The sequence below is a fragment of the Wenzhouxiangella marina genome (genome assembly GCF_001187785.1).
GTDB classification, from domain to species: domain Bacteria; phylum Pseudomonadota; class Gammaproteobacteria; order Xanthomonadales; family Wenzhouxiangellaceae; genus Wenzhouxiangella; species Wenzhouxiangella marina.
Genome location: NZ_CP012154.1, coordinates 1,807,465 through 1,827,621 on the forward strand (window position 1 = coordinate 1,807,465; position 20,157 = coordinate 1,827,621).

General features: G+C 66.5%; 15 protein-coding genes. 5 read left to right on the forward strand and 10 right to left on the reverse strand.

Features of this window, described 5'->3' with window-relative positions:
* Positions 1–10: 10 nt before the first annotated feature.
* The gene (locus WM2015_RS07590) at positions 11–1,348 is read left to right on the forward strand and encodes an MBG domain-containing protein (protein ID WP_049725474.1); all 1,338 of its coding nucleotides are present in this window, start codon (positions 11–13) and stop codon (positions 1,346–1,348) included.
* Here the strand turns inward: WM2015_RS07590 and WM2015_RS07595 are convergent, their stop codons facing one another.
* The 4 genes from WM2015_RS07595 to WM2015_RS07610 all read right to left on the reverse strand — a co-directional run bounded on the left by WM2015_RS07595 (position 1,349) and on the right by WM2015_RS07610 (position 8,485).
* A complete protein-coding gene (locus tag WM2015_RS07595; RefSeq protein WP_245609823.1) occupies positions 1,349–3,277 on the reverse strand; it encodes an ATP-binding cassette domain-containing protein in 1,929 nt (642 codons plus the stop codon).
* Positions 3,278–5,905, reverse strand: a complete 2,628-nt coding sequence (locus WM2015_RS07600) for a cation-translocating P-type ATPase (RefSeq protein ID WP_049725476.1) — start codon at positions 5,903–5,905, stop codon at positions 3,278–3,280.
* 100 nt (positions 5,906–6,005) lie between these two features.
* The gene (locus tag WM2015_RS07605; protein ID WP_049725477.1) at positions 6,006–6,971 is read right to left on the reverse strand and encodes a hypothetical protein; all 966 of its coding nucleotides are present in this window, start codon (positions 6,969–6,971) and stop codon (positions 6,006–6,008) included.
* An 83-nt stretch (positions 6,972–7,054) separates the two neighbouring features.
* Positions 7,055–8,485 carry a S41 family peptidase gene (locus tag WM2015_RS07610; RefSeq protein WP_169751123.1) on the reverse strand — a complete coding sequence of 477 codons (1,431 nt, stop codon included), beginning with the start codon at positions 8,483–8,485 and terminating at the stop codon, positions 7,055–7,057.
* A 92-nt stretch (positions 8,486–8,577) separates the two neighbouring features.
* Between WM2015_RS07610 and WM2015_RS07615 the strand changes: the two genes are divergently transcribed.
* On the forward strand, positions 8,578–9,828 hold the full coding sequence (locus WM2015_RS07615; RefSeq protein WP_169751124.1) for a winged helix-turn-helix domain-containing protein: 1,251 nt from the start codon (positions 8,578–8,580) through the stop codon (positions 9,826–9,828).
* 33 nt (positions 9,829–9,861) lie between these two features.
* Here the strand turns inward: WM2015_RS07615 and WM2015_RS07620 are convergent, their stop codons facing one another.
* From WM2015_RS07620 to WM2015_RS07640, 5 genes are all read right to left on the reverse strand, one after another.
* Complete coding sequence (locus WM2015_RS07620) at positions 9,862–10,554, reverse strand: hypothetical protein (protein ID WP_049725480.1); 693 nt, start codon at positions 10,552–10,554, stop codon at positions 9,862–9,864.
* Between the two features lie 168 nt (positions 10,555–10,722).
* Positions 10,723–14,151 (reverse strand): transcription-repair coupling factor, encoded by a 3,429-nt coding sequence (gene mfd / locus WM2015_RS07625; RefSeq protein ID WP_049725481.1) that lies wholly within the window; start codon positions 14,149–14,151, stop codon positions 10,723–10,725.
* 73 nt (positions 14,152–14,224) lie between these two features.
* Positions 14,225–14,920, reverse strand: a complete 696-nt coding sequence (locus tag WM2015_RS07630; RefSeq protein WP_049725482.1) for a glycosyltransferase — start codon at positions 14,918–14,920, stop codon at positions 14,225–14,227.
* 77 nt (positions 14,921–14,997) lie between these two features.
* Complete coding sequence (locus WM2015_RS07635) at positions 14,998–15,465, reverse strand: FKBP-type peptidyl-prolyl cis-trans isomerase (protein WP_049725483.1); 468 nt, start codon at positions 15,463–15,465, stop codon at positions 14,998–15,000.
* An 84-nt stretch (positions 15,466–15,549) separates the two neighbouring features.
* Positions 15,550–16,659 (reverse strand): RuBisCO large subunit C-terminal-like domain-containing protein, encoded by a 1,110-nt coding sequence (locus tag WM2015_RS07640; RefSeq protein WP_049725484.1) that lies wholly within the window; start codon positions 16,657–16,659, stop codon positions 15,550–15,552.
* Positions 16,660–16,754: 95 nt separating this feature from the next.
* Here WM2015_RS07640 and WM2015_RS07645 point away from each other — a divergent pair, with 95 nt between their 5' ends.
* The 3 genes from WM2015_RS07645 to WM2015_RS07655 are packed head-to-tail and all read left to right on the forward strand — an operon-like array spanning position 16,755 to position 18,766.
* On the forward strand, positions 16,755–17,765 hold the full coding sequence (locus WM2015_RS07645) for a tryptophan--tRNA ligase (protein WP_049725485.1): 1,011 nt from the start codon (positions 16,755–16,757) through the stop codon (positions 17,763–17,765).
* Positions 17,762–18,439, forward strand: a complete 678-nt coding sequence (locus WM2015_RS07650) for a fumarylacetoacetate hydrolase family protein (RefSeq protein ID WP_049725486.1) — start codon at positions 17,762–17,764, stop codon at positions 18,437–18,439. Before WM2015_RS07645 ends, WM2015_RS07650 begins: the two co-directional genes overlap by 4 nt.
* A gap of 54 nt (positions 18,440–18,493) precedes the next feature.
* Entirely contained in the window at positions 18,494–18,766 is a 273-nt protein-coding gene (locus tag WM2015_RS07655; protein ID WP_156200991.1) for a hypothetical protein, read from the forward strand.
* A 19-nt stretch (positions 18,767–18,785) separates the two neighbouring features.
* Here the strand turns inward: WM2015_RS07655 and WM2015_RS07660 are convergent, their stop codons facing one another.
* On the reverse strand, positions 18,786–19,997 hold the full coding sequence (locus tag WM2015_RS07660; protein WP_049725488.1) for a TraB/GumN family protein: 1,212 nt from the start codon (positions 19,995–19,997) through the stop codon (positions 18,786–18,788).
* Between the last annotated feature and the right edge of the window lie 160 nt (positions 19,998–20,157).

Consider the following 20,157-nt stretch of genomic DNA (forward strand, 5'->3'; position numbering starts at 1 on the left):
GAGAAAGTGGATGCGCGTTTGCTTCGGGGCCCTGGTCGCCCTTGTGCTTGTCTGTCCGATCGGGGCCGAGGCTCAGGTCACCCGTTACCTCATCGTCGGTGATAGCTGGGCCGAGGAGCAGTGGGAAGACGGCTCTCACGAGCGTGTCTTCGTCGATCTCGGGCTCAGCGATATCGGGGTCAGCGGTGAGTTGACGACCACCAGCGGATCGACGGCGGCCGATTGGGTAATGCCGAGCAACCTCGAGCGCATCGACGCCGCCTTTGCCGCCCATCCGCACATCGATACGGTGCAACTCACCGTGGGTGGCAACGACTTTCTCGACGCCTGGAACACCGGCTTCGATCAAGGCCAGTTCGATCAGCTGATCGGCTGGATCAGCCAGGACGTGCAGATCATCTCCGACTACATTCTGGCCCAGCGGCCGGACGTGGAGATCATCTACAGCCTTTACGACTATCCGAATTTCGAAGACACGCGCAACGGTCTGATCTGGACCTTTGCCTGCAGCGGTCTGTGGAACGACCTTGGCAACCCGAATCCTCTGGAGCTGAACACGGCGGCCGTGGCCGTGATCGATGCGGTCGATGCCCTGGCCGATGCCGACCCCAGGATCTCGCACGTGCGCCACCTCGGCCAGGCGCAGAACTTCTTCGGGCTGCCCGGGCAGCCGCCGGGCAGCATCCCGGCCCCAGGCAATATCAATCTCCCCAGTCCGCTGGATGCCATGCGGACCCGGTTCATCGGCGGAGGCCACGATTGCTTTCACTTCAACGCGGATGCCTACGACGTGCTGATCGCCAACCTGGTCGCGGGCTATGTCGATGGGCGATTTCTGCCGGGCCTGAGCATGAGTTTCGATGCGCTGGTCGCCGAATACGACGGCAGCCCGAAGGCGGTCTCCGTGTCGACCAGCCCGGCCGCCAGCGCACTGGTCATCTCCTACGATGGCCTGTTGCAAGCGCCGACTGCGGTCGGAAGCTATGGGGTCATCGTCACCGCCCCGGGCTGGGCCAGCGCGATCGAAGGGGTGTTCGAGATCGTGCCGGGCAGTCAGACCATCGATTTCGATCCGCCCTCGGCGCTCTTCGTCGATACAGCGCCGCTGGACTTGAGCGCGGCGGCGAGCTCGGGCCTGCCGGTCGAACTGGTGCTGCTGTCCGGGCCCGCGACGCTGGTCGGAAACACCCTGACCCTCGACGGTCAGACCGGGACGCTTGTTCTCGAGGCGCGTCAGCCTGGTGATGGCAACTGGCAGGCGGCCGAGACCCAGAGCCGCCAGATCCTGGTGCTGCCACGCGAGGACGCGCTGTTCGAGGACCGCTTCGAGGTGCTGCCTCAGCCCTGATCAGCTGCCCGCGTCTTCGAGCTCCTCCCAGCGCTGGTAGGCCGCCTCGAGCTCGGTCTGCAGCTGCTGGGCACGGGCGGTGGTGCGTGCGATGGACTCGGGGTCCTGCTTGAAGAAGTCCAGCTGGTTCATCGCCTCGCCCAGCGCGGCGATCTCGGCCTCGAGGGCCTCGACCCGACCGGGCAGCTGTTCGAGTTCGCGGGCCAGCTTGTAGCTGAGCTTTTTCGCGGTCGGCTTCGGAGTCTTGCTGGCAGGCGTCGGAGGAGAGGTTTCTGCCGGCGCTTGGGAAGCGGCCTTGACCTCGGCCCGGCGGGCCTTCTGCCGCTGCCAGTCGCTGTAGCCGCCGACGTATTCGCCGATCCGTCCCTCACCTTCCATCACCAGGCAGCTGGTGATCACATTGTCGAGGAAGGCCCGGTCGTGGCTGACCAGCAGCAGGGTGCCCGGGTAGTCGGCCAGGCGTTCCTCGAGCAGATCCAGGGTCTCGGCGTCGAGGTCGTTGGTCGGTTCGTCCATCACCAGCAGGTTCGATGGTTTGGCGAAGAGCTTCGCGAGCAGCAGGCGGTTGCGTTCGCCCCCCGACAGCTTGGTGATGGGGGCGCGTGCGCGCTCCGGCGTGAACAGGAAATCCTGCAGATAGCCGATGACGTGTTTCTGTTTGCCGCCGATGTCGACGAAGTCCCGTCCCTCGGCCACGTTTTCCGCCGCCGTCCAGTCATCCCGAAGCACCGAGCGATGCTGATCGAAGTAGGCGATCCTGAGGTTGGTGCCCAGGCGGACTTCGCCCCGATCCGGCTTCAGTTCGCCCAGCAGCAGCTTGATCAGGGTGGACTTGCCGCTGCCGTTGGGCCCGATCAGGCCGATCCGGTCGCCGCGAAGTACCAGGGTGGAAAAGTCTCGTACCAGGACCTTGTCCTCATAGGCAAAGTCCAGGTCGGTGGCTTCGATCACCTTCTTGCCGCTCTGTTCGGCCGTGCTGACTTCCATCTGGACCTGACCGAGGCGATCGCGGCGCTGGGCACGCGCTTCGCGCAGTCGCTTCAGTGCCCGGACGCGGCCCTCGTTGCGGGTCCGCCGCGCCTTGATGCCCTGGCGAATCCAGACTTCTTCCTCGGCCAGGCGCTTGTCGAATCGCTCGTTCTCCAGGGCTTCGGCATGGGCGCGCTCCTCGACCCGACGCAGGTAGTTGTCCCAATCGCCCGGCCAGGAGCTCAGCTGGCCGCGATCGATCTCGACGATGCGCGTGGCCAGGGCCTGGAGAAAGCGCCGGTCATGGGTCACGAAGACCAGGGCGCCGGTGAAGCCGAGGAGGAAGTTCTCCAGCCATTCGATGGACTCGATGTCGAGGTGGTTGGTCGGCTCGTCGAGCAGCAGCAGATCGGGTTGCGAGACCAGGGCCTGGCCGAGGGCGACGCGGCGCTTCATGCCGCCGGACAGCTCGGAAAAGGTCTGCTCGCCGTCCAGTTCCAGGCGCTCCAGGACCTTGGCCACCTGCGTGTCCAGGTCCCATCCGCCGGCAGCGTCGATCTTTGCCTGCACGGCGGCCAGGCGATCGGCATCGAACTCGCCCTGACTGAGCTGATGGTACTCGGCGAGCCATTCGCCGACCTGGCCGAGGCCGGCGGCGATCTGGTCGAACACGCTGCCTGCGGCGCCGCCTGGAACTTCCTGCTGCAGGCGGGCGATGCGAACGCCGGGCCCGATCACCACCTCGCCGTCATCGGGCTGGAGATCGCCGGCGATGAGCTTGAGCAAGGTCGATTTTCCGGCACCGTTGCGCCCGACCAGACAGACCCGTTCGCCGGGCTGGATGTCGAGATTGACGCCGTCGAGCAGCAGTGGGCCACCGACGCTGTAATCGAGATTCTTGAGCGAGATCAGCATGCGGCGGGAGCGTAGCAGAGAAGGCCCATGAAGGGTACGTTCCATTCAACGCGCCGCGGACGGGCTGGCCCATTCGAGTCGCAGGGAGCGGGTGATCCATTTTTCGATTTCGACCAGCACCGCCAGGGCCGCGCAGACCGCAAGAATCGGCAGCCATTGCGCGAGGCTCAGTGCTGCGGTGCCGAACAGGACCTGGAAGGGAGGTGCGTAGCTGAGAGCCAGCTGCAGCGCGACGAGCACGGCCGTCATCCACCAGACCCAGGGATTGCTGACCAGAACGGAAGGTGAGAAGGCGAAGTCCTGCCATCGCCGGCAGTTGAACAGGTAGACCAGTTCACCGATCACCAGCACATTGATGGCGACGGTCCGGGCGATGGCTTCGCTGCCCGTGCTGGCCAGGGCCTGGCCGTGCAGCCAGAACACCGCCCAGGTCAGCAGCAGACCGACCCAGAGGATGCGGAAGATCACGAAGCGGCCAAGCAGGGGCTGCTCCGGGGCGCGCGGCGGGCGCCGCATGACGTCGCGCTCCAGGGTCTCGAAGGCCAGCGAGAGCTCCAGGGTCACGGTCGTGACCAGATTGACCCAGAGAATCTGCACCGGCGTGATGGGCAGGGCGCTGCCGGCCAGCACGGCCAGAAGTATGACCAGGGTCTCGGCGACGTTCGTGGGCAGGATGAACAGCAGGGCCTTGCGGATGTTGTCGTAGACCCCACGCCCTTCCTCGACGCCGGCTTCCAGCGTTGCGAAGTTGTCGTCGGCGAGGACCATGTCGGCGGCCTGACGGGCCGCTTCCGTCCCCTTGATGCCCATGGCCACGCCGACGTCGGCGCGCTTGAGTGCCGGCGCATCGTTGGCGCCATCGCCGGTCATGGCCACGACCTGACCGCCGGCTTGCAGGGCCTTGACCAGGCGCAGCTTGTGCTCCGGCGTGGCACGGGCCACGATCCGGATACTGGACGCCCGGGCCTCGAGCTCGGCGTCCTCCATGCGGTCGAGTTCGCGGCCGTTCAGGACCAGGTCTTCCTTGCCGGCCAGGCCAAGTTCCGTGGCGACGGCGCGAGCGGTTTCAGCGTGGTCGCCGGTGATCATCTTGAGCTCGATCCCGGCTTGCTGGCAGGATCGGACCGCGCCCCTGGCTTCGGCGCGGGGAGCATCGGCAAAGCCGACCAGACCGAGCATGCCGAGACCGCGCAGGTCATCCTCGGCGTCGATCGACGAGGAAGGCTCGGTCATGCGGCCCTCGGCGATGGCGAGTACGCGCAGGCCCTTGGCGGTCATCGCCTCGAGCTGTCGATGCCAGTGGGCCGGGTCGAGGCGCTCGCTGGCGCCATCGTTGATCTGGGCGCTGGCTCGGGCCAGCAGAGCCTCGGGCGCGCCCTTGACCACCAGTTGCCGACCGTGTCGTGTCGCCATCAGGCGCAATTCGGGTGAAAAGGGCAGGACGCCGTCGCGGGGGCGTGCGTTGCGCAGCGCACTCGGATCCAGGCCCATCGCTCGAGCAAAATCCAGCAGGGCCTTCTCGATCGGATCGCCTCCGTGATCGACGCCGGCATCGTTGCAGAGGCTGGCCGCTTCAGCGAGTGCAAGCGACCCCGACAAGCCGGGGTCGGGAGGCCGAGCGCTGAGCCCGGCCAGGGCAAGCTCCCGCACGGCCAGCTCGTTCCGGGTCAGGGTGCCGGTCTTGTCGGAGCAGATCACGTTCACCGAGCCCAGGGTTTCGACGGCGGGCAGATGCCGGATGATGGCCTTGCGCTTGCCCATCTTGCGCACGCCCACTGCCAGGGTGATGGTGATGATCGCGGGCAGGCCTTCCGGGATGGCAGCGACGATCAGTGCGATGGCCGCCAGCAGGCCCTCACCCCAGGCCTGACCGTGCAGGCCGACCGAGATACCCAGCATCACGATCGCCAGCAGCAGGGTCAGCACCGTCAGCCGACGACCGAACTGGTTGATGCGCTTCAGCAGGGGCGTGGAAAGATCCTCCACTTCGGCCAGGAGATGACTGATGCGACCGAGTTCGGTGTTGGCGCCGGTGACGGCGACCCAGGCCGAAGCCGTCCCCCGGGTGATCAGGCTGCCGCTGTAGAGCATGCTGCTCCGCTCGGCCAGCTCGGCGTCGGATCGATCGGGACCGACCGCCTTGTCGATGGGCATGGATTCGCCGGTCAGGGCGGCCTGGTCGACCTGCAGGGTGTGGCTTTCGACCAGGCGAAGGTCGGCGGGCACCCGGTCGCCGGCTTCGAGACGGACCAGGTCACCCCGCACCAGCTCCTCGGCTGGCAGGCGCTGCCATCGGCCGTCTCTTCGAACCAGGGCAGTGCGCGCGAGCATTCGACCGATGGCGGCCATGGCCCGCTCGGCCTTGTGTTCCTGGATCATGCCGATCAGGGCGTTGAGCAGGACCACCGCGGCGATCACGGCCGCGTCGACCGCATGGCCCATGAGGCCCGAGGCCAGCGCGGAGAGCAGCAGAATATAGATCAGGACATTGCGGAACTGGTCGAGGAAACGAAGCAGCCAGGCGCGGCGGGGAGCCGCCGGCAGGGCGTTCGGCCCGTCGATCTCGAGGCGCTTCCGGGCCTCTGTCGACGCGAGCCCCCGCTCGCTGGTGTCCAGCGCGCGCCGTGCGCGCTCGATCGTCATTGCGTGCCAGTGATGGGAGGGTGACGCCATGGTCGCGACAGCGGGCTGGCCGGGAAACGAGGCTCATGCTACTCGAATCCCTGGGCCAGCGTTTCGAGCTTCTACGGAACGAGCGCCTGAGGCCTTCTGTCTAATCCACGGGGCAATCGATTTCGCACTGAGAGTTCATGTGAGCACGGTTGCAGCTTATCGAGCAGGCAGCGCTGCCGGTCACTTCTCCGGCGACCGGAACGCCCAGACGACGGGCGAGCCGCGCGAGTGCCGCGATGGTTGCGGCCTGACCCCGGTGACTGTAGCCGGAAAACTGGCCGGGGGACTGTGGCACGCCCAGCAAGTTCTTGCCCTGCGTGCTGGATGGATCGACCTCGAGGAAGAACAGCATGTTGCGCTCCAGGAGCTCGATGCGGACATCCTCTACCCGGGCCCGCAGGCGAGTGTCGTCGGCAAATCCGACCCTGATGGGTGGAAAGGAACTCGCATCGAGCGCCAGGGCCAGAAAGGCGCGGTCGGACAGGCCGTGCAGGTCCTGGCGGGCCGCGTCGCCGAGCTCGTTCAGGTGCGTGGCGAGGACATTGCTCAGGGCAATCCGGAGGAGGCCGGACTCGGAATCCTCCGGGCCGACCAGATCGATGGCCGAGGCGAGTTCCAGACCCGGGACCGAGACGAAGTCGAGACCCTCGCCGGCGCGGTGTGCCAGTGCGATCGCGGCATCGAGGCCTCGCTGGATCTCCTCGAAGTCCTCGGCGCGGCCGCTCTGTCGAGTCGCGGTCGCTCGATGGAGTCCCGCGAAGGCCCGGGGCGTCTCCCGGGTCATCGGACGGCCGGTGCGCGTCAGATCTTCATCGATCCAGCGTGCGACGGAGTACAGGCGGACCTCCCGAGAGCGAGGATTGAGGAGGTAGACCGCATCGTCGCCGACCAGTGTTGGAAAGCGAGCCAGCGAGGCATTTTCGGCCGCGTACTGGAATGCGGCGTCGGAATAGCACTCGGCGCAGACCTGGAGCCGGGGCCCTGAGTCGGCTGCGAGCGGCTGGGCCTGCAGGCCCAGGAGGAACAGCAGTGCCAGGGCGGCGAAGCGCGTTGGTGGTCTGTGCATGGATGGCTCCCGATTGCTGATTGTCGATATAGGGATAAAGCTTAGCATGTCTACAGACTCTGTCATTCAACACGGTGCCGGCATCAGTCCGCCTGCCCGCAGGCGATGCGCAACGCGGATTGCAGTACGGGATCGTCCGCGCTTTCGATCAGCGGCGTTGCGATCCGCTGGTCCGGCTGGACCCCCAGACGTCGTTCGTCGCCGTTGGGCCGCACGATTCGCGCTTTGGGGAATCCGACGCGCAGGCCGCTGTGTCGCAGGGTGAAATGCTCCATGGCCCCCAGGGTGGTGGCCAGATCGGCCGTGGGCTCGCCAAGGATGGTTCCGAATCCGTAATCCTGGATGATCATGGCTGTCGTGACGGCGTTCGAATAGGAATGTCTGTTGACCAGGACGAACACCTCGCCATCGAAGCCTTCGCCGTCCCGAGGTGGGGTGAAGGGACGCTCGAACTCGAACACGGCGCCGTCGTCGTGCTTCTCGTAGGCCTCGGCGTAGGCCAGACTCGTCTCGTTCGGATGTTCACCCTCCAGGCGGCGGGCATTGGCCGCACGAGCGGCAGGACTGTTGCGGACTTCGAAGCGTGAATAGAAGCGGAAGGGCTCGTCGGCGATCCAGGCGAGCAGATGGTCGCTGAAGGAGGCGTCACCGCCCGGGTTGTTGCGAAGATCGATCACCAGGCGTTCGGCGCCCTGCTCGATGAAGTCGGCAAAGGCCTCGTCGATGAAGGACCTGAAGGCGCTCGTGTCCCACATCTCGCCGTCCGGGTTGTAGAACGGGCCCGGGCGCAGATAAGCGGTCCGGCAGCTCTGCATGCCCGCGTCTCGACGGCTCCAGCTCAGGCGCAGGCGATCCGGATCCGCTGCCGCTTCACGCGAGTCCAGCGGGCGGCTTTCGATCTCGACCTCGATCGATTCACCCTGGCGTTCGATCTTCATGGGCACACTGGACAGGCTGCCCAGGCGTTGCCAGGCCACGCGGGGAAAATCGAGCTCGATCAGGGTATTGGCCAGGTAAGCGTTGTCGGCCGACAGTTCCTCGTGCAGTGCGGCTCGGAATTCGCTGATCGAGCGTCCGTCGATCTCAACCATTCGATCTCCGACCCGCAGGGCCTCGCCCCCCGGGTAGGTTTCGCTGATGTAGAACTCGCCGTCCTGGACACGGATGTCGAAAGGCAGCAGGCCGCCACCGGCGTTGATGTGCTGGACGAAGGCGAGGCCGGCGTCCTCGACCCGGGCGTGCGCGACATTCCCGAAGGCCACCCAGCGCTGGAAGATCAGCGCCGCCTGCTCGCGTGGCATCGCCTGGGCAAGTTCCGGCAGGAGTGTCCGGAAGTGTCGATCGAGCTCGGCTCGGGAGCGATCGGCAAAGGCGTCGATATGGCTGGCGTAGAGCTCGCTTCTGAGCTGCTCGAAGTCCGCGCGAAGCTCGTCGGGGCCGAGCAGGTTTTCGCGGGTGTCAGCGACGACCAGGCTGGTCAGCAAGCAGAGGAGCAGGGCAGTGATTCGTGGCATCATGCAATCCATGTGGTGTGGGTTCGACGACAGCTTCCATCGCGATGGCGTTTCCCACCATGGTGCCTGGCTCCCTTTTGCCTGACCTTTCCATGACCCTCGAGAATATTCAACCGTCTCAGTCCTTTACGATCGGCGTCTGGCGAGTGCATCCGGCCAGCGGAGCGCTGGAGCGTGACGGCGAGGAGCGTCGCCTGGAGCCCAAGGTCATGCAATTGCTCTGCCTGCTGGCCGAGCACGCGCCCGAAGTGGTCGGTCGCGAGACGGTGCTCGAGGCGCTTTGGCCGACTCAGGTCGTTGGCGAGGACGCCCTGGCGCGCTGTTTGCTGAAACTGCGCCGAGCGCTCGACGATGATGCACGCGATCCGCGCTACATCGAAACCCTGCCGCGGCGAGGTTATCGCTTGCTGGTTCCGGTGGAGGCGGTCGAAGCTGAAATGCGGACGGCGCGGCCGTCGTCACCGCGCAGATTCCTGCCTCTGGCTGCCGCGGGGATCGCGCTGCTGTTCTTCGCCACGGCCTGGCTGTATCTGGCCTGGCCCGATGGCATGGACGAGGGGCCTTTGCTTGCGCGGGCGCATGACCATTACTACCGATTCAACCGGGTCGACAACGAGCGGGCCCATTTGCTCTACCAGCGGCTGCTCGAAGCCGAGCCCGATCGATCCGAAGCGCTGGCGGGGCTGGCGAACACACTGATCCAGCGCCTGATCCGCTGGCCGGAGACGGGCGGGCCGGTGCCCGAGGTCGAGCGCAGCGTTGCCGCCGCCCTCGATAGCGGACGGCTCGAACTGCCCTGGGCACGGGCGACCCTGGCGCAGGCCGAGTTGCTGGTCGAGTCCGCCGTGCGCGAGGACCCGGAGAGCGGCTTTGCCTGGAAGGCCCATGGCCTGGTCCATGCCCTGAACAGGCGACTGGACGAGGCGCAGGCAAGCTATCGGCGGGCCCTGGATGTGGACCCGGACAACTGGGAGGCTGCCGCCAATCTTGGCGAGCTGTATCTGATCGCTGGCGAGGACGCGCTGGCCGTGGCGGCCTTCGAGCGAGCCTATGGCCTGATGGACGCCGGCTACAGCGATCGCGCCCAGCGTATCGGCCCCTGGCAGCCCGAGGTCGGTATCCTGATCGGCGCCCTGCATCGTCGCCTGGGCGCCGACAGCGAGGCCGAACGCTGGTATCGCCGCGTGCTCGAAAGCACCCCCTTGCACGCCGAGGCCACCGTGGCGCTCGCCGAGGCCCGTGCCGCCGCCGGCGACGAAGACGAAGCCGAGTCCCTGTGCCGCGAGCTGATCAGTCGCATCGGCCCGCTGGACGATTGTCAGCCCTACCTGCCCGAACGCTGAGCCCGCCCGGGGTCGGCCCGGTCGCCGATGGCTTCAGGGGCTTCCGGCGGGTGGCCCCAGTACCCGAGTGAGGAATTCCGCCCATTCTGCCGAGCCGGCCAGGCCCAGGATCACGGGTACGGCGGCCAGCATCAGGCCGAAACCGATCCAGCTTGCCGGGTGGACGCGGCGATGGACCAGGAAATCATGCAGCACCGGGGCGATCTGGTAGGCGAGGATCAGGGGCACGGCCATGACGGGGTCAGCGTCGAACAGCTCGGGAATGCGTCCGAAGGCGGGCCCGGTCATCGCCAGGGTGGCGTAGAGCATCAGGCGCTTGTGGGCCGCGGGTGCACGACGGTAGATCAGCGCGGCGCTGTACAGGCCGATGAACAGGAGGAGATTGACCAGGTTGGCGGCCGGGATCAGAGGAAAGCCGATTCGCTGCCAGTTGAGCAGTGAAATCTGCACGCCCAGCGCCAGCATCACGACGACCAGCACTGGACTCCATCGCCCGAGGCTCCGGTGGAGGTGCCGGTGGCCCCGATCGATCAGGGTCGGTTGAATCGCGAACAGCGCGAACCAGGCCAGCATGCTCAAGGCGTGCAGGTGATGCAGTGGCGTGATCGGTGGTAGATCAGCGGTGTCGAACACGGCTTTGGCACCGAAGCAGATCACGACGGTGATCAGAATCAGCCAGGCAAAGTGACGGAAGAAGGGTTCGGACGGCTGGACGGCTGGGTTCATGGCTGGATACTCCCGGAAGGATGGCAAGCGCCGGTGCTCGCATCGACGCCCATTGTGCGCCGACGCCGCCGCGATGCCCAGCGGATTCGGAAACCGCTCGGCCGTTCCCTGTTCGGACGTCCTTCCTGATCGCCGTCGGCCCCCGGTGTTCGTCTCCGGTGCAGCCGCTCAATTCGGGCGCGACGGATCCTTTGGTTTGAGTCGATCAAGGAGCTCCCGGGCCATGGCCAGGCGCTCTTCCAGGGTTTCGAACTCGCCCTTGACCCGCAGCTTGTCGTTGGCCGGCAGTTCGAAGGTGTGGGATTCCTTCTGGATCATCTTCAACAGCTCGCCGATGTCGATGTCCGGTTTGGTCACGAATTCGACTCGCCCGCCCGCCGGGCCGACTTCCAGGCGCTTCATGCCCAGGGCACGCGCTTCCAGACGAAGCTCCGCGGTCGTGAACAGGTGCTTGACCTCGGGTGGCAGCAGGCCGAAGCGGTCGATCATTTCGACGGCCAGTTCGTTGAGCTTGTCCTCGGTATTGGCCTGGGTGATGCGCTTGTAGAGGACCAGGCGCTGGTGCACGTCGGGCAGGTAGTCCGGGGGAATCATCGCCGTGGCGTGCAGATCGACTTCGCTGGTCAGGGACAGGGGTTCGTCGAGGTCCGGTTCGAGGCCGGCCTTGAGCGCCTCGACGGCGCGATTGAGCAGGTCGGAGTAGAGGGAGAAACCGATCGCCTCGATCTGGCCGGACTGGTCCTCACCCAGCAGCTCGCCGGCGCCGCGGATCTCCAGGTCATGGGTGGCCAGGGTGAAGCCCGCACCGAGTTCTTCGAGGGTCTGGATCGCTTCCAGGCGCTTGCGCGCATCGCGGGTCAGGGCCTGCTTCGGCGGCGTGATCAGGTAGGCATAGGCCAGGTGATGCGAACGCCCCACACGGCCGCGGAGCTGGTGCAGCTGGGCCAGTCCGAACTTGTCGGCGCGGTTGATGATGATGGTGTTGGCCGTGGGCACATCGATGCCGTTCTCGACGATGGTGGAGCAGACCAGCAGGTTGATGCGTCGGGCATAGAAGTCGCGCATCGTGCGCTCCATTTCGCCGGGCGCCATCTGGCCGTGGGCCATGCCGATGCGGGCGCGGGGGAAGAGATCCTGCAGGTCCTCCACCATGCGCGCCATGTTCTTGACCTCGTTGTGCAGGAAGTAGACCTGGCCACCGCGCTGGAATTCACGGTTGACGGCGTCCTTGATGGTGGCCGTGTCCCACTGCGAGACGAAGGTCCGCACGGCCAGGCGCTTGGCCGGGGGCGTGGCGATGATCGACAGCTCGCGCAGGCCCGTCATGGCCATGTTGAGCGTGCGTGGAATCGGCGTGGCCGTGAGGGTCAGCAGATCGACCTCGGCGCGCAGGGCCTTGAGGCGCTCCTTCTGGCGCACCCCGAAGCGCTGTTCCTCGTCGATGATGACGAGCCCCAGGTCCTTGAAGGCGATGTCCTTGGAGAGCAGGCGATGGGTGCCGATGACCACGTCGATCGTGCCGTCGGCCAGGCCGGCCACGGTCTGCGTCGTCTTGCCGCCGGTGCGGGAAAGCAGGGCGACGTTGATCGGCCAGTCGGCAAAGCGATCGGCGAAGTTCCGGAAGTGCTGTTCGGCCAGCAGGGTGGTCGGGGCCAGCATGGCGACCTGGCGGCCGGATTCGGCCACGGCAAAGGCGGCCCGCAGGGCGACCTCGGTCTTGCCGAAGCCGACGTCGCCGCAGACCACGCGGTCCATCGGCTGGTCCGAGGCCAGATCGGCGAGCACGGCCTCGATGGCCTGGAGCTGGTCGTCGGTTTCCTCGTATTCGAAGCCGGCAGCGAAGCGGGCCTGCATGCCGCGATCGAGGTCGTAAGCGTGGCCCTGGCGGGCCGCGCGCCGGGCCTGCAGATTGAGCAGCTCCGCGGCCACGTCGCGGACCTTTTCGGCGGCCTTGCGGCGGGTCTTTCGCCATTGATCCGAGCCCAGCCGATTCAGGGCCACCTGTTCCGGGTCGGCGCCGGTGTAGCGGCTGACCAGGTGCAGATCCGTGACCGGAACGTAGAGCTTGTCGCCGCCCTCGTACTCCAGGGTCAGGTACTCGGCGGTCGAATCCGAAACCTCCAGGACTTCCAGGCCGAGGTAGCGGCCGATGCCGTGCTCCAGGTGCACGACCAGGGCGCCGGCCTGGAGGTCGGCCAGGGACTTGACCATGCTCTCCGGATCCTGGCCGCTGCGCCGCTCGCGCTGGCGGGTGCGGGTATGGCCGGGGAAGAGCTCGGACTCGGTCAGGATCGTCCATTCTCGATCAGGCAGGACGCAGCCGCCGGACACCGGCAGCACGGTCAGGGCCAGGCGGTCCTCGCCGCTGGAGAAGGCGTTCCAGGACTCGACCAGCTTCGGCCGCACGCCCGCGCCCTTGAGGGCTTCGTTGATCAGTTCCCGTCGACCGGCCGTGTCGGCGGCGAGCAGGATTCGGCCGGGCAGGGTGCGGAGCTTTTCGATCGCGGCCTCGGCGCCGTGATCGAGATCGATCGACGGGGCGGGCTGGATCGTCGCCTTGGCCGGCGCCCGTCGGGTCACGCGCACGCTGGCGTCGCCGCGCAGTTGCTCTAGCAGTTCCCGGGCCGGAAAGTAGACTTCGTCGGGATCGAGCACGGGGCGCTCGCGATCGCCGCCACGCTGTTCATGGCGGGCCTGGACCTGCTCGCTGAACTCCGTGGCCGCTTCCTCGATCCCCGGCAGCAGCACCAGGCGATGCTCGCGCGGCAGGTAGTCGATCAGCGAGGCGGTGTCTTCGTAGAACAGCGGCAGGTACTGCTCGAGTCCCTGACCGTGAATGCCTTCGCCCACCTCGACGTAGGGAACGGCCTTGCGCAGATCGACGTCGAAGCGCATCCGGAAACGGCGCCGGAAGTCCTGGCGGGCGTCCTCGTCGAAGGGGTATTCGCGGGCCGGGAGCATGTCGATGCGCTCGAGCTTCTCCGTCGAGCGCTGCGATTCCGCGTCGAACAGGCGGATCGATTCGACCTCCTCGTCGAACAGTTCGATGCGATAGGGCTGGGGGCGGCCCATCGGCCAGAGGTCGAGGACGGCTCCTCGCACCGCGAACTGCCCGGGTTGCCAGACCTGGTCGGAAGCGGCGTAGCCGGCGTCGTTCAGCAGGGCTCGGAAGCGCCCCGGATCGAGGGTTTCGCCGACCGACAGCTTCAGGCTCTGACCCTGGATCCAGGCCGGTGGCGCCAGGCGCTGGATCAGGGCGGCCATCGGCGCGATCACGATGCCCTCGCGCATCGCCGGCAGACGAGACAACAGCTCCAGACGCCGCGAGATCAGGTCCGGGTGCGGGGAGTAGAGATCGTAGGGCAGGATCTCCCAGTCGGGAAACAGCTCCACGGGTGGTGCGTCGAGCTGGCGAAGGTCCTGTCGCAGCTGTCGAGCCGAGTAGCCATCGGCCGCCGCCACCAGTAGAGGGCCGCCCTGGCGACGCGCCAGGGTCGCCAGGGCCAGGGCGAGCCCCAGGCCGCTCAGTTCCGGCCAGTCGACGGTCGTGCCCGCCTCGAGACGCGGCGGATTCAGAACGGAGAACGGCTGGGACATGGCGCGGTCGGGTCGGAGGCGAAAAAGGGCGCGTATTGTAGCAATCGAATCCGCGCGACTCTGTCGATGTGGATCAGCGCCGTGACCGGCCGTCGGCTGGCTGTACCAACGCCCTTGCTCGGGCGTTTCGAATCAGGTGGAACGCCGCGATCTGATGCTCGATCGTGGTTCTCAGCCAGCCTCGATCACGATAGCGACGGGCGCTGCTGCGCATCCGGCCGCGCAGTGCGTGCAGTCGGACGCCTGCGTGCCGGGCACGCACCAGAAAATCCAGGTCTTCCCCGCGCGCCAGGTCTTCACGGAAGCCACCGAGTGCCTGGAAATCCCCGCGCCGGATCAGAACACCCTGATCGCCGTAGGGCAGGCCCAGCAGCCTGGAGCGAAGGTTGGCGCCGAGGGCATTCAGCGCGCTCAGGCGCGGACCGTCGGGGTCGAAGCGCAAGGGATGGTAGGCGAGGATCCGCGCGTCGTTCGCCAGCGCCTCCGCGACGGCATCGATGGCGTGCTGGTCCGGCAGGGAATCGGCGTGGACGAACCACAGCCAGCGGCCGCTGGCCGCGGCGGCACCTCGGTTGAGCTGGCGACCCCGACCGACATCGCCTTCGACCGTGGTCCATGGCGCGGGGACCTGAACGCCGTGGCCCCGCGAGGCCGAGACGATCCGCTCCCAGGCCTCGGGCAGGCGCCTTGCTGTGCGGATCAGTCGCGGCGCCTCGGTTTCCGCAGGACCCAAGGGGATGATGAGGGAGAGTTCAGACGGCTCGACCATCCGGCCAGTCTAATGGAGCCCAATGAAAAACGGCGGCCGAGGGGCCGCCGTCTTGTTCTCGAGGCTTGACGAGCGGGTCAGGCGGCCTGGGCGACGCCCTGGCTGATCTCTTCCTCGGTGGCCGGGCGGACGCTCTTGATCTCGACCTTGAAGTTCAGGACCTTGCCGGCGAGCATGTGGTTACCGTCGATGGTGACGGTGTCTTCCTTCACCTCACGTACCAGCACGGTCATCGGACCGGCGTTGGACTCGGCGCGGAAACTCATGCCCGGCTCGACCTTCGCCTGACCGTCGAAGGCGGACCTGGGTACGTCCTGGACCAGCTCCTGGCGGTACTGGCCATAGCCTTCCTCCGGCGGCACCTGGACGTCCAGCTCGGCGCCGGCTTCCTTGCCTTCCATGGCCTTCTCCAGGCCCGGGATGATGTTGTTGTGGCCGTGCAGGTAGACGAGCGGCTCGCGGCCTTCGGAGGTGTCGATGACCTGGCCGTCGTCACCGGTCAGGGTGTATTCGATGGCGACGACGCTGTTGTTTGAAATCTGCATTGGAATCCTTGGTTTCGAGTGAACTCAGCCGCCCACCGTAACACGACGGGGATATCCCTGCAGGCCGACGGCCGAAAACGAGGATCAATCCATGGCTTCGAGTCGAGCGATGGTGTCGCGGGTGACGGCTTCGAGCCGACTGCGCGCCCGGAGCAGGTCGCCGCCGACCACGATGGCGCAGTTGCCGCCCAGGGCGGCGGCCGCTTCCGGTGCTCGGTCAAGGGTCTTGCCGCCGCCGCTGCAGGGCAGGGTGGCCGCGTGTCGGCCCAGTGCGCCGGTGAGGGCCTCGACGATGGCGGATTCCGAGCCGGGCTCGCCGAGGCTGATGCGACCGCCCGAGCCCGGGAAGATGCTCAGGTCGGCGCCGGCCAGTCGCGGCAGAGTGCCGAAGATCAGGCTCGAGTCGATGCCATTTTCGGGTGCTTCCGTGTAGACACCGGCGCCGGCAGGGTGTGCCAGCCACATCAGCTCGAATTCACGCGCCGCCGTGGCGGCGCTTTCCAGTCCCATGACCCACGGGCAGAGCACCACGCCGGGCAGGCCCAGTTCCTTGACGACGGCGAGCTGTCGCCGGAGCCAATCGCCGCTGCCCGCGACATGGGGCAGGTAGAGGCAGGCCTTGCCGCTGTGCTGCTGCGCGTCCTGTACCGCCGCTGCGCAGGCCGAGACACGCGCCTGGAAGGCCTCGATCGAGCGTTCGACCAGGTTCTGATCGTCCTTGAGCAGATCGCCACCGCCGCGGGCGAAGCGGCCGGCCAGTTGGGCCAGGATCTCCGGTCGGCTACCCCGGGGCTTGAGAACGGTCAACAGCAGGGGGCGGCTGGGCACGCCCAGCTGCGCTCGAATCTCCGGGATGCCGCCGATCGGTCCGGGCAGCTCCTCGATCACAGACCGCGGCAAATCAACAGCCTGGAGACGGATTCTCGGGTAGAAGGTGACGTTGCCATGCAAGAGCTGCAGCAGCTGGCCCATCTGCGCGCTGGCCAGTGCTTCCGGATAGCCGATCCTCAGCAGCCAGCGGTCCTCGTCGACGGGAGCGACGCCGAGCACCCGGCCGAGCAAGGAGGCCCGGATGTCGTCGGGGATCAGTTCGTCGAGGATCTCCAGGCTCTGTTCGCGAGCGATGTTCTCGGCCAGCTCGGCCGGGTCGCGGTCCGGGCGGGTGGCCAGGTAGGTCGCTTCGATCAGGGACATGGGGCTACGTTTCCAGCGCGGCAGAGTGGCTACAATATCCGTTTCAGGCCCGGCCTGACCATCGACAAGCGCAATTCTCAAGGCGGAAGCAAGCAATGACGAGCAAGCAGCGAGTGCTGACCGGCATCACCACCACCGGGACCCCTCATCTGGGCAACTATGTCGGAGCGATCAAGCCGGCCATCGCGGCCAGCCGGGACGAGGATATCGATTCCTTCTACTTCCTGGCCGACTACCATGCCCTGGTCAAGTGCGAGGACCCGGAGCGGGTGCAGCGTTCGACCCTGGAGATCGCGGCCACCTGGCTGGCCCTGGGCCTGGATACTGAGCGTTCGGTCTTCTATCGTCAGTCCGACGTGCCCGAGATCCCCGAGCTGACCTGGCTGCTGACCTGTTCCACGGCCAAGGGCCTGATGAACCGGGCGCATGCCTACAAGGCCGCCGTCGATGCCAACACGGCCAGCGGCGAGGACCCGGACTACGGCATCACCATGGGCCTGTTCTGCTATCCGGTCCTGATGGCGGCCGACATTCTCATGTTCAACGCCCAGCGCGTGCCCGTCGGCAAGGATCAGATCCAGCACCTGGAGATGGCCCGCGACATCGCCCAGCGTTTCAATCATCGCTATGGCGAACATTTCGTGCTGCCCGAGGCCGAGACCGACGAGCATGTGGCCACGCTTCCGGGCACGGACGGGCGCAAGATGTCGAAGAGCTACGACAACACCATCCCCCTCTGGCTGCCCGAGAAGAAACTGCGCAAGGCGATCATGAAGATCAAGACCAACTCGCAGGAGCCGGGTGAGCCCAAGGATCCGGACGAGGCCTCGGTCTACGCCGTCTACGCCGCATTCGCCAGTGCCGAGCAGCGCGCGTCGATGCGCCAGGCCTTCGCCGACGGCATCGCCTGGGGCGAGGTCAAGCAGCAGTTGTTCGAACTGATCAACGCCGAGCTGGAGGGTCCACGTGAGCGCTACGAGGCCCTGATCAACAACCCCGAACGGGTCGAGAAGGAGCTGGCGGTGGGCGCGGAGAAGGCACGCGCTCTCAGTGGGCCGTTCATCGCCGAGCTGCGCGAGGCCGTCGGCATCCGACGCCTGGCATGAGTGCGGATCTGCGCTGGACACCGCCCGAGGTGCTCGATCAGGACGGTCGAGCCTACGCCCTTCGGCATGTCTGGTGCGTGGGCCGCAACTATGCCGAGCACGCTCGTGAGATGGGCGTCGATCCATCGCGCAGCACCCCGGTGTTCTTTTCCAAGCCCGCGCAGGCCGTGATCCAGTCCGGTATCGTGACCTATCCCGAGCGCACGGAAGACCTGCATCACGAAGTGGAACTGGTGGTCCTTCTGGCCCGCGGTGGGCGAAGCCTCGCGGCGGCGGATTGGCCCGAGCGCATCTGGGGATACGCCGTCGGGGTCGATCTGACCCGGCGCGATCTGCAGGCGAAGTTCAAGCAGGCCGGGCAGCCCTGGGAATTGAGCAAGGGCTTCGACGAATCCGCGCCCGTCGGATCGATCGTGCCGGCCGAACGCTGGCAGCCTCGAAGCGACTGCATGATCCGTCTCAGCGTCAACGGCGAGTCGCGTCAGCACGCACGCCTGGGCGAAATGATCTGGTCCGTGGCCGAACTCCTCGAGCGCTTGTCCCATGAGGTCCAGCTGAATTCGGGTGATGTGGTATTCACGGGCACGCCGGCCGGCGTCGCTTCACTGCAGCGCGGGGATCGGGTTCAGGCCGAGATCGAAGGGCTTCCGGTTCTCGAATTCGACGTCACATGAATCCTGAAGAAGCCTCTATAACTTATTGAAATGATGATTTTCGACATTTTCATCATGACACCGGTTGCGGCGTTTCTGGTCTGGCTCTACCGCTATTCCGCGCCGCCGGGTCGGAGTGCCGCTCAGCGCCGGGTGGACACCCTGATCCTGCTCGTCGCCTTGCTGGGCGGAACGACTCTGCTGCTGTACCTGCACGCCACACTCGGGCCCGAATTCGAAGGCCTGGCGCGAAATATCACCGCTGTCGTCAGCGCCTACCTGTTCATGATCGCGGTCTTCGGCCTGGGCTGGGGGCTGCGGCACCGCTTCCGCGCGCCGAGCTTTTAGCGCGGAAAGGACTGGGGTCCTACATCAACTGCTGCACCATCCGGAAGCCCGCCACCCAGGTTCCGATGGCCGAGCCCAGGTTGGACAGGAAGAAGACCACGAAGACGTGGCTGACGCGGTTGCGGAACCAGCCGCCGATGCTGGTCACGTCGTCGCGCAGCTTTTCGAAATCGCCCACTCGGGGCTTGCGTAGCCAGGCTTCCACCGCGCCGCTGACCATGCCGGCCCCGACCGTGGGGTTGAGGGAGGTCAGTGGGGCGGCAATCAGCGCCGTCAGAATCGTGAGTGGATGGGCTCGGGCGAGCAGGGCGCCCAGGGCGGACAGGCCGCCGTTGATCACCACCCAGGTGGCGATCAGGGACCAACCCAGTTCCGGTGAGCGGCTGAAGCCGATCGCGAAACCGGTCACGACGGCGACCAGGATCACCCAGGGAAGGATCTTGAAGAGCTTCGATGGCGGCGGCATCTGCTCGAGCTCACCGACCGTGACATCGGCCGGTGGCGCCTGTTCATCGGCCAGGGCCTTCGATGTGCCGGCCAGATGCCCGGCGCCCAGAACGGCCAACACGCGCCGGTGCTTGCCATCGGCGTTTTCCTGACGCAGCCGGGCGGCCATGTAGCGGTCGCGCTCGGCGATCAGGACTTCAAAGAGTTCGGGCGAGGCCTCGGAAAACTCGCTGAAGGTCTGGGTCAGCAGGTCGCCTTCCTTGAGTTTCTCGACGTCTTCTTCACTGATCTCCTCGCGCGAGAACAGGGAGAACACCAGGCCATTGACCATCACCCAGCGCTTCCACCAGCCCAGGCGGCGGCTGGCTCGCCGCAGCGTGGTGCCGATCTCCCGATCGATCAACTGAACCGGCAGGCCGTGGCGCTTCGCGGCCTCCATCGCGGCCTTCATTTCGGCACCGGGCTCGATGCCGAATTGCTCGGCGATGCGGCGCTGGTAGGCCGACAGGGCCAGCGAGGCCATCATCATCCCGGCCTTGCCCTCTCGCAGCACCTGGAACAGGTTGAGATTGCGCCAGCGATTCTGGTCGCTGAGCGCCTGGTGCCGGGACGGACAGAGCTCGATCGCCACGGCATCGTAGTGGCCGCTGTCGAGCAGGCGCTCGACCGCTTCGGCGCTGGTCCGTGAGACGTGCGCCGTGCCGAGCAGGGCGTAGTCGACGCCGTCGCGCTGGACGTGCTCGACGGGTTCGTCGGCAAAGAGTTCGCGGTGCTCGGGGCTCATCTCGATCCGGGTCTGTCAAGTGGCGCGACAGTGTAGCAAGGCGGGCGTTTCGGCTGGCGAATGTGTTGGCCTACAAAATTTTCTACAGGCGCCAAATTCGGCGCATACTACGCGCGTCCGGAGCTGCGGCAGTGGGCTGCAGCACGGGCGAGGAGGATGC